11 protein-coding genes are annotated in these 8,323 nt (G+C 64.2%); 5 read left to right on the top strand and 6 right to left on the bottom strand.

Going from position 1 to position 8,323, the window contains the following annotated elements:
• Positions 1-197: 197 nt before the first annotated feature.
• Complete coding sequence (locus BKY26_RS15450; RefSeq protein ID WP_071691287.1) at positions 198-902, bottom strand: HAD family hydrolase; 705 nt, start codon at positions 900-902, stop codon at positions 198-200.
• 107 nt (positions 903-1,009) lie between these two features.
• Here BKY26_RS15450 and clpS point away from each other — a divergent pair, with 107 nt between their 5' ends.
• Genes clpS through BKY26_RS15435 form a run of 3 tightly spaced genes read left to right on the top strand, consistent with a single transcriptional unit; the run spans position 1,010 to position 3,214 of the window.
• Entirely contained in the window at positions 1,010-1,354 is a 345-nt protein-coding gene (gene clpS / locus BKY26_RS15445) for an ATP-dependent Clp protease adapter ClpS (protein WP_071691286.1), read from the top strand.
• A 22-nt stretch (positions 1,355-1,376) separates the two neighbouring features.
• Positions 1,377-2,384 carry a class I SAM-dependent methyltransferase gene (locus BKY26_RS15440; RefSeq protein ID WP_071691285.1) on the top strand — a complete coding sequence of 336 codons (1,008 nt, stop codon included), beginning with the start codon at positions 1,377-1,379 and terminating at the stop codon, positions 2,382-2,384.
• Positions 2,385-2,404: 20 nt separating this feature from the next.
• Positions 2,405-3,214 (top strand): SDR family NAD(P)-dependent oxidoreductase, encoded by an 810-nt coding sequence (locus tag BKY26_RS15435; RefSeq protein ID WP_071691284.1) that lies wholly within the window; start codon positions 2,405-2,407, stop codon positions 3,212-3,214.
• An 18-nt stretch (positions 3,215-3,232) separates the two neighbouring features.
• Here BKY26_RS15435 and BKY26_RS15430 read toward each other — a convergent pair whose 3' ends face one another.
• From BKY26_RS15430 to BKY26_RS15420, 3 genes are all read right to left on the bottom strand, one after another.
• Positions 3,233-3,811, bottom strand: coding sequence for a YARHG domain-containing protein (locus BKY26_RS15430; protein ID WP_071691283.1), 579 nt, complete (start codon positions 3,809-3,811; stop codon positions 3,233-3,235).
• A 101-nt stretch (positions 3,812-3,912) separates the two neighbouring features.
• Complete coding sequence (locus tag BKY26_RS20305; RefSeq protein WP_071691282.1) at positions 3,913-4,488, bottom strand: DUF4453 domain-containing protein; 576 nt, start codon at positions 4,486-4,488, stop codon at positions 3,913-3,915.
• Between the two features lie 109 nt (positions 4,489-4,597).
• Positions 4,598-5,350: a DUF1013 domain-containing protein gene (locus BKY26_RS15420; RefSeq protein WP_071691281.1), complete on the bottom strand. Its 753-nt coding sequence runs from the start codon at positions 5,348-5,350 to the stop codon at positions 4,598-4,600.
• 131 nt (positions 5,351-5,481) lie between these two features.
• On the opposite strand from BKY26_RS15420, the gene BKY26_RS15415 reads away from it, so the two are divergent.
• Entirely contained in the window at positions 5,482-6,114 is a 633-nt protein-coding gene (locus tag BKY26_RS15415; RefSeq protein WP_071691280.1) for a ribonuclease T2 family protein, read from the top strand.
• 6 nt (positions 6,115-6,120) lie between these two features.
• Here the strand turns inward: BKY26_RS15415 and BKY26_RS15410 are convergent, their stop codons facing one another.
• Together BKY26_RS15410 and BKY26_RS15405 are read right to left on the bottom strand one after the other, a co-directional pair.
• On the bottom strand, positions 6,121-7,029 hold the full coding sequence (locus tag BKY26_RS15410; RefSeq protein ID WP_071691279.1) for a sugar kinase: 909 nt from the start codon (positions 7,027-7,029) through the stop codon (positions 6,121-6,123).
• Entirely contained in the window at positions 7,026-7,715 is a 690-nt protein-coding gene (locus tag BKY26_RS15405) for a GntR family transcriptional regulator (RefSeq protein ID WP_071691278.1), read from the bottom strand. The genes BKY26_RS15410 and BKY26_RS15405 overlap by 4 nt, the downstream gene beginning before the upstream one ends.
• A gap of 74 nt (positions 7,716-7,789) precedes the next feature.
• Between BKY26_RS15405 and BKY26_RS15400 the strand changes: the two genes are divergently transcribed.
• Positions 7,790-8,323 (top strand): glucuronate isomerase (locus tag BKY26_RS15400; RefSeq protein ID WP_193600200.1); only part of this gene is annotated, 534 nt, incomplete at its 3' end.

Genomic DNA, 8,323 nt, shown 5'->3' with positions numbered 1-8,323 from the left:
GTGCATACGAAAAGGCAGTTTCGCTGCCTGCCGGCGTCGACCCGGGAGCGGCCCTCCTCAACCCCCGGCTGACGCCGGAGGCCTCGTCGGGCCGCGTTGCCACGGAGGCGTGGTGAGGGAGGAGCACGATGGACACGAGCGGTCCGGTGGCGCGGGGGGGATGCCTCCGGCGGGAGTATTTGGGCCAAGAAGAAGGATCAGGATTCGATCTCTTCGATCAGCGCGGGCAGGGCGGAGAGATCAGGGATTTCGCGGAAGCGGGGATGGGTGTCGGGGGCATCCGCATGTTCCAGCTCCCATGTCAGGCCGTGGGGCACATAGGTGCCGAAGGCCCCGGCCTCGATCGCGGGCACCACGTCGGATTTCATCGAATTGCCGACCATCATTGCGCTTTCGGGGCCAGTGCCGTGGCGGGCGAAGGCGCCCGCATAGATCGCGGGCGTCTTGTGCGAGACGATCTCGACCCCGTGGAACAGATCCCCGAGCCCGGATTGTGCCAGCTTGCGTTCCTGATCCAGAAGATCGCCCTTGGTGATCAACACGATCCGGTGACTGTTGGCCAATGTCTCAACCGCCTTTTGCGCATGGGGCAGCAGGTGGATCGGGTGGCTCAGCATCTCTTGCCCGGCGGCAAGGATTTCGGAGATCACGCTGGCGGGCACCTTGCGATCAGTGACCTCGATGGCGGTTTCGATCATCGACAGCATGAAGCCCTTGATGCCGAACCCGTAGCGGCCGATGTTGCGCTTTTCCGCCTGCAACAGCCGGTCCATCAGGTGATCGCGTTCCGTGAAGTCGGCCAACAGCGCGGCAAATCGGGCCTGAGTGATGCGGAAGAAGGTTTCATTCTGCCAGAGCGTATCATCCGCGTCGAAACCGATTGTTTGCAATTTCACCGGCATTCTGCCCCCCTGATACGTGATCGCGTGACAATCCCCCCCTTTTCTGCGAGGGGGAGCAGCTTATATAGTGACCCCTACCGAAACTCTGCGACTCCCGGAACCCTGTGATGGCAATCGACATCCCGACATATCTGGCGGACAAGACTGCCCCCGGCAATGATGCCGACCTGCTGACGCAGACCAAGCCCAAGACGCAGCGGCCGCCGCTCTATAAGGTGTTGCTGCTGAACGACGACTATACCCCGATGGAATTCGTCGTCCACGTGCTGGAACGGTTCTTCGGGATCGGCCACAGCCAGGCGGTGGAAATCATGCTGACGGTGCACAAGAAGGGGTTGGCCGTTGTCGGCGTGTTCTCCTATGAGATCGCGGAAACCAAGGTGGCGCAGGTGATGGATTTCGCTCGCCGCAATCAGCACCCCCTGCAATGCACCATGGAGAAAGAGGAATAGCCGCCGGGCCGTTCCCTGACCTATGACCCCCGATCGTTGGACCCTCGCGCTGGAAGACGGCGACATGACCTGGCCAGGGGATGGCCCGGTGCTGGTGTTGCGTGCCCGGGCCGAGGCGGATTTTGACGCGCTCGGCCGCGACCGGGTGCAGGCCGTGCAGGGCTTTGCCCCCGATCATGACCGGCTGGCGGCGCGCGGGCTGGATGCGCGGGTGGAGCCCGAGGGGGAGTTTGCCGCCGCGCTGGTGCAGATCGTGAAAAGCAAGGGCGAGAGCCTGTCGCTGGTGGCCGAGGCGCTGACAATGGTCCGCCCCGGCGGGGTGATCGCGGTGGATGGGCAGAAGGATGAGGGGATCGAGTCGATCCTCAAGGCGGTGAAGAAGCTGCTGCCGCTGGACGGGACGATGTCCAAGGCGCATGGCAAGCTCTTCTGGCTGACCAGGCCGGACGTCCTGCCCGATGGGGTGGCCGACTGGATTGCGGAACCGGGCGAAACCGAAGAGGGCTTCGTGACCGCGCCGGGCATGTTTTCGCCCGACGGTGCCGATCAGGGGTCCGAGGTTCTGGTGGCGCTGGTGCCGCAGCTCAAGGGCCGGGTGGCCGATCTGGGGGCGGGCTGGGGCTATATGTCGGCGGTGCTGCTGGACGAGCAGGAGAGCATCGCGGCGATGGACCTGATCGAGGCGGAATATGCCGCGTTGCAGGCCGCACGGGCCAATGTGGACGATCCGCGCGCGCGCTTCTTCTGGGCCGATGCAACGGCGTTCGAGCCGGAAGAGCGATACGACGCCATTATCTCGAACCCGCCGTTCCACACCGGACGGGCCGCGGACCCCGCGCTTGGGCAGGCCTTTATCGCGGCGGCCGCGCGGATGCTGAAACCCACGGGGCAGTTCTTCATGGTGGCGAACCAGCATTTGCCCTATGAAGCGACGCTGAAAGCGCATTTCGGCACCGGCAAGCTGCTGGCGGAAATTGCGGGCTACAAACTCTATCAGGCGGGCAAGCCCAAGGGCACGCGCCGCGGCTGAGGGACGAACGGAGACGGACCATGTCGCTTTCCATCCAGGGCAAGACCGCCATAATCACCGGCGCGGCCAATGGCGTCGGGCTGGCGATTGCCCGCCATTTCATCGAACGCGGCGCCAAGGTGATGCTGGCCGACCGGGACGAGACACGCCTTGCCGATGTTGTCGGGGATTTCGTGAAGGAAGAAAGCCGGGTGCGCTATTTCGCCGGTGATCTGCGGGAAAGGCTGACCGTGGCCAATCTGCTGTCGGCTACCATCGACGCCTTCGACAGGGTCGATATCCTTGTGAATGCGTCGCGCCAGGTGATGTCATCCGACCCGCTGGACCCGTCGGATAAGACAGTCGAGACGCTGATGGAACAGAATATGTTCACGGCGCTGCGACTGTCTCAGGCGGTGGCCAAGCGGATGATCGCGCAGGCAGAGGAAGATGGTGTCGAAGAGGGTCCGATCGGGGCGATTGTCAACCTGTCCTCCATCGCCGCACGGCGCACCCATCCCGATCTGCTTGCCTATTCGATCAGCGCCGCGGCGCTGGACCAGGCCACGCGCAGTTTGGCCGTGGCGCTGGCCCCTCACCGGATTCGCGTGAACGGTGTGGCCTTCGGGTCGCTCATGTCGAACAGCCTGAAGGAATCGCTGAAGGACAATCGCGACCTGCGGCAGGAGATCAAGCATTGCACACCCATGGGCCGCATTGCCTCGGCGCGCGAGGTTACGGGCGCGGTGCAGTTCCTGTGCTCCGATGGCGCGGCCTTCGTGACCGGCGAAGTGATCACCGTGGATGGCGGCCGCACCTTGCTGGATAGCGTCGGAACGGCGGCCCACTGAGGCGCAACCGATAGCCCGCTAACCCGCGATCTCGCGGCATTGTGGCTGCTGCTGTCCCAGCTCGACCCAGCCGGATGGGCCGGGCGGGCCTTCCCAGCCGTTGGGGTAGACGGTGACGAATTCCCAGCCATCCTCCGGCAGGAAGTCGAACAGGATGCTGCTTTCCAGTGTCAGGGTGCCCAGAACCGGCCCGTCATAGGCTCCCGGTGCAACAAGCAGGGGCAGTTGAGGACCGAGATAGCCGATACAGCCGCTGGCGGCGTCGACGGGGATCGGCAGCAACGCGAAGCGGCGCAGCTGGTTTAGCTCTTGCAATGTGGACAGGGTCTGAACCGACGTGTCCATATTGCAGTCCAGCAGGTCTTCCATCTCGCGGATCAGGGCCACAGCCTCGCGGTCGCGTTCTGAAAGCGTCACATCGGTTCCGGTGCAGTCCGCATTGTCGAAGACTGCCTGCCCAAGCGGGGAGGAGAAACAGTATCCGGCGCGGTCGAATATCAGGTTGCGGATGAACCAGGGTTCCTCGCAATAGGGCTCGTTTGCAAAAACCGGGCCTGACAGGCCAAGCAGGGCAAGCGCAAGGACAAGACGGGGCATGGCAATCCTCCGGTGCGACGTCTGTCGCAAGTATAGAGTACCGGCCCGTTCAGAGCAAAACGCGCTGAAATCCGGCGCTTTGCGCGTCGCGGACCGATGGGCTATCCGGCATACATTTCGCATTCGATGCGGCCCAGCCCGACCGGCGCCCACCCCGCATCGCGCAGCGTTGACATGTCGTCCGGGTCGTTGATCAGCACGTAGTCCCAGATGCCTTCATTGAGAAAGATGAAGCCGACATTGTCACCGGGGCGCAGCTCGCCGATCACGCGCGCATCTGCTTGCGGCGCGGCGCGCAAGGGCAGGACCGGGCCGGTATACCCGATGCACCCGCTTTCATGCTCAACCGGGGCGGGCACCACGTCGGCATTCCGCAGATGTTCGAAATGGGCCAGATGTTCCAGCCGGGGTCTGCTGCTGTCGATGGCACAGTCCAGCGCCTCTTCCAGATCGAGGATATGATCTATGGCGGCGCGATCCCGCTCTGACAGGGTCACATCCGATCCGGTGCAGCCGGTGTTATCGAATGTCGCGCGTCCAAGCGGGGAGGCAAAGCAATACCCGGCCCGATCGAAGATCAGGTTGCGGGCGAACCACGGCAACTCGCAATAGATGACATCGGCAAAGGCGGGAACCGGCAGCAGCGCAAGCGCGGCAGAAAGGGCAAATCGTTTCATCAATGACTCCGCTTCAAAAAGACCTCGGGTCAATCTAACGCGGAGCCGGGCCAAGAAAAAACCCCCGACCGCAGGGCGACCGGGGGCTGTTCTGGCGGATCCGAAAGGATCAGGGCTGTTCGTCTTCGTCGTCATCCCCGCCGGAGGGCAGGTTGAAGAAGCTGTCGGCATCCAGCAGGTCGCCCTTGTCGTCGTCCTCGGACTCATTGTCGGACAGCGAGAAGGTCTCCAACCCCGAAATCGACGAGGGGATGCGCGGTTCCGTATCCATGCCGAGCGAGGTTTCGGTCGAGACCAGCTTGCGGCGTTCATCATCGCTCATGGCGCCGCCTTCGCGGGCGGCCTTGGCGGCGGCTTTCTGCACGGCGGCATCAAGTTCGGACTGTTTGCACAGGCCAAGCGCCACCGGGTCGATGGGCTGCATGTTCGAGATGTTCCAATGGGTGCGTTCGCGGATCGACTGGATCGTCGGCTTGGTGGTGCCGACCAGCTTGGCAATCTGGCTGTCGGTCAGTTCGGGATGGAACTTGACCAGCCACAGGATCGAGTTGGGCCGGTCCTGACGCTTGGACAGCGGCGTGTAGCGCGGGCCACGGCGCTTTTCCTCGCCGACGGCGGCGGCGTAGAATTTCAGCTTGAGCTTGTGCGCCGGGTCTTTCTCGGCCGCGTCGATTTCATCCTGGGTCAGCTGGTTGTTGGCGATCGGGTCAAAGCCCTTGACGCCGGCTGCCACATCGCCATCGGCGATGCCCTGGACCTCCAGTTCGTGCAGGCCACAGAAATCGCCGATCTGCTTGAAGGACAGCGTGGTGTTGTCCACCAGCCAGACAGCTGTGGCTTTTGCCATGATCGGTTTGTTCATCTCGGTCGCTCCTTCGCGAAAACAAATCTCCCTCGGGCCGTGACTCGGCTGGCGGGGCGGGCCCCGCGCTTCCTTATTGTAAGGGAGGTCGAGGCGTATATAAGCGGGAAGGCACGACTTGGGAAGGGCAAATGATCAGAGCATTCTTGGCATTTCTCATGCTGGCAGGCATGGCACGGGCCGACGGGGAACCGGCGGGGGACTTCGATTACTACGTCATGGCGCTAAGCTGGACACCCTCCTGGTGCGCCATCGAGGGTGATGACAGGGATTCGCCGCAATGCGACCCCGGGCAGGGCTTTGGTTTCACCCTGCACGGGCTCTGGCCGCAATACGAAGACGGCTGGCCTGCCTTCTGCCCCACCGTCGAACGCAATCCGTCGCGCGGGATGACCAACGCCATGGCCGATATCATGGGCACATCCGGCCTGGCCTGGTACCAGTGGAACAAGCACGGCGTGTGTTCGGGCCTCTCGGCCAGCGACTATTACGCCCTGTCGCGTCTGGCCTATGACAGCGTCGAACGCCCGGCCCTGCTGCGCCAGTTGACCCGAGAGGTGCGCCTGCCCGCCGAGGTGATCGAAGAGGCATTCCTGGAAGCCAATCCGCAGCTGACAGACGACATGCTGACCGTCACCTGTCGCGCGGGCCGCGTGCAGGAGGTGCGCATCTGCCTGACCAGAGAGCTGGAGCCGCGCGCCTGTGCGCCCGACGTGGCGCGGGATTGCACCCTGACCGATGCGCTGTTTTCGCCGATGCGGTGACGTGGCTTAGGATCGGGACCCCTTGACCGGCACCAGGGCACCGCGCGCCCCGATCACCTGAGCGGCCACGGTGCATCCCGCGTGAATGCTGTCCGTCAGGGATGCACCGTCCATGAATGCGCTGAGGAAGCCACCGTTGAAAGCATCGCCAGCGGCGGTCGTATCGACCACGGCCGGGATTTCCGGCGGATGCACCGTCACCGGGGGGAACGACCCCTCGGACGCCATCACGGGGCCTGCCCCGTTCTTGACCACGACGCTTGCCGCCCCCGCCGCGCGGTAGCGGGCGAGTGTGGCCTCCGGCGAGGCATCGCCGAAATGGGTGGCCTCATCGTCGAAAGAGGGCAGGACAAGGTCTGACAGCGCCGCCGCTTTCATGATCTGGCGACACATCTCCTCGGGGCTGTCCCACAGGCGCGGGCGAATATTGGGGTCGAACGCGATCAGCACCCCCCGCGATTTCGCTTCGCTGAGCAGCCCTAGCAGCCGCGCGCGCCGGTCATCGTCCAGAATGGCCAGCGTAATGCCCGAGATCAGAACCCAGTCTCCCGAAGCAAGCCCCGGCAGGCGGTCCAGCCCGTCCGTCAGCCGCCGCGCGGCGGAATCCGAGCGCCAGTAGGAAAAGCTGCGCTCCCCGTCCTTCAGCGAAATCAGGTAAAGCCCGACGCTCTTGCCGGGCACCACGGATAGCAGCGGCTTAACCCCCGCCGCGCGGATGAAGCTTTTCATTTCACCCGATACGGCGTCGTCCCCGATGGCGGACAGGAAGGCCACGCGCAGCCCATCCCCCGCCACCTGCCGTGCGTACCAGGCGCTGTTGAACATGTCCCCGGCGAAGCCCATGGCAAAGCGCCCGTCGTCGCCCGGCGCCATTTCCACCATGCATTCTCCGATGGTCATCAGGGTGCGGGTCATGTTCCGGTCTCCTCGAAATAGGCCGGGTGGTCGCCCCGCAGCCGGTCCATGGCGTTTTTCACGCGGCCCAGATGCTGCTTCATGACCGTTTCCGCGCTGTCCCGGTTTTTCGCGCGTATTGCGCGCAACAGGTGACGGTGATCGTCCAGCGCGTCGGCGCTGCCGATGGCCAGCGAAAGAAAGCGCACCCGGTCCATATGCGCCTTCTGCTCGCGGATCAGATCCCAGGCATAGCCATGCCCGGCAATCTCGCAGAGGCGGCGGTGGAACCGGTCATCCAGCGCATGGAAACCGGGCCGGTCTCCGGCGGCGATGGCATGGTCCTGCGCGGCGATATCGGCGGCCAGATTGTCCAGATCGGATGCGGTCAGGCGGGGCAGGGCGGCGTTCAGGCAGGCCAGTTCCAGCGCCGTCCGGATGAAGGCGGCGCGCAGAACGGCGGTCTCTGATATGCGCGTGACCAGGGTGGCGCGCTGCGGTCGGATGCTCAGGAACCCAAGTTTCGACAGGCGAAAGAAGGCATCGCGCACCGGCTGGCGAGAGACGTCGAGCGATCTGGCGATCTCGGCTTCCGAGATTTTCGAGCCCGGCGGCAGGTCCAGCGACACCACGGCGTCATGAAGCCGGTCAAAGACCATGTCCGTGGTGCTGGCTGGCTGGATCGGGGACAGGGGGGCAAGGGGCATCTGGTTCGGCTTTGACAGGTCTGATAGACTAGCATATTAGTTGGCGAAACACCGTTGCTCAAGGATGTATTCGCATGGCGCTGACCGATCCGGATCGCCTGTTTCCGCTCGAACCCGGCGCGCGTGGGCTGGCGCGGGCGCTTTACGACACCGTTGCCGATCTGCCGATCATCAGTCCCCATGGCCATTGCGATCCGGGCTGGTTTGCAGGGAACGACCGGTTCCCGAACCCTGCCGCGCTGTTTGTGATCCCCGACCATTACGTGTTTCGGATGCTGGTCTCGCAAGGCGTGCCACTGGCCGATCTGGGCGTGCCCTCCGCCGATGGCCGCCCGGTGGAAACCGATCCGCGCGTGATCTGGCGGCGCTTTGCCAGCCAGTTCCACCTGTTTCGCGGCACCCCGTCGGCCCTGTGGCTGAACCACGCGTTCGAGCATGTCTTCGGGCTGACCGAACCCCTGACCGCCGACACGGCAGACGCCGCCTATGATCGGATCGAGGCGCAGCTGGCGCAGGACGGTTTCCGCCCCCGCGCCCTGTTCGACCGGTTCGGGATCGAGTGCCTCGCCACCACCGACAGCGCGCTGGCTGACCTCTCGTCCCATTCC

This window comes from Nioella sediminis (genome assembly GCF_001879695.1).
Taxonomy (GTDB): domain Bacteria; phylum Pseudomonadota; class Alphaproteobacteria; order Rhodobacterales; family Rhodobacteraceae; genus Nioella; species Nioella sediminis.
Note: the sequence above shows the minus strand (reverse complement) of the source record. Positions and strands in the feature narration are given on the sequence as shown.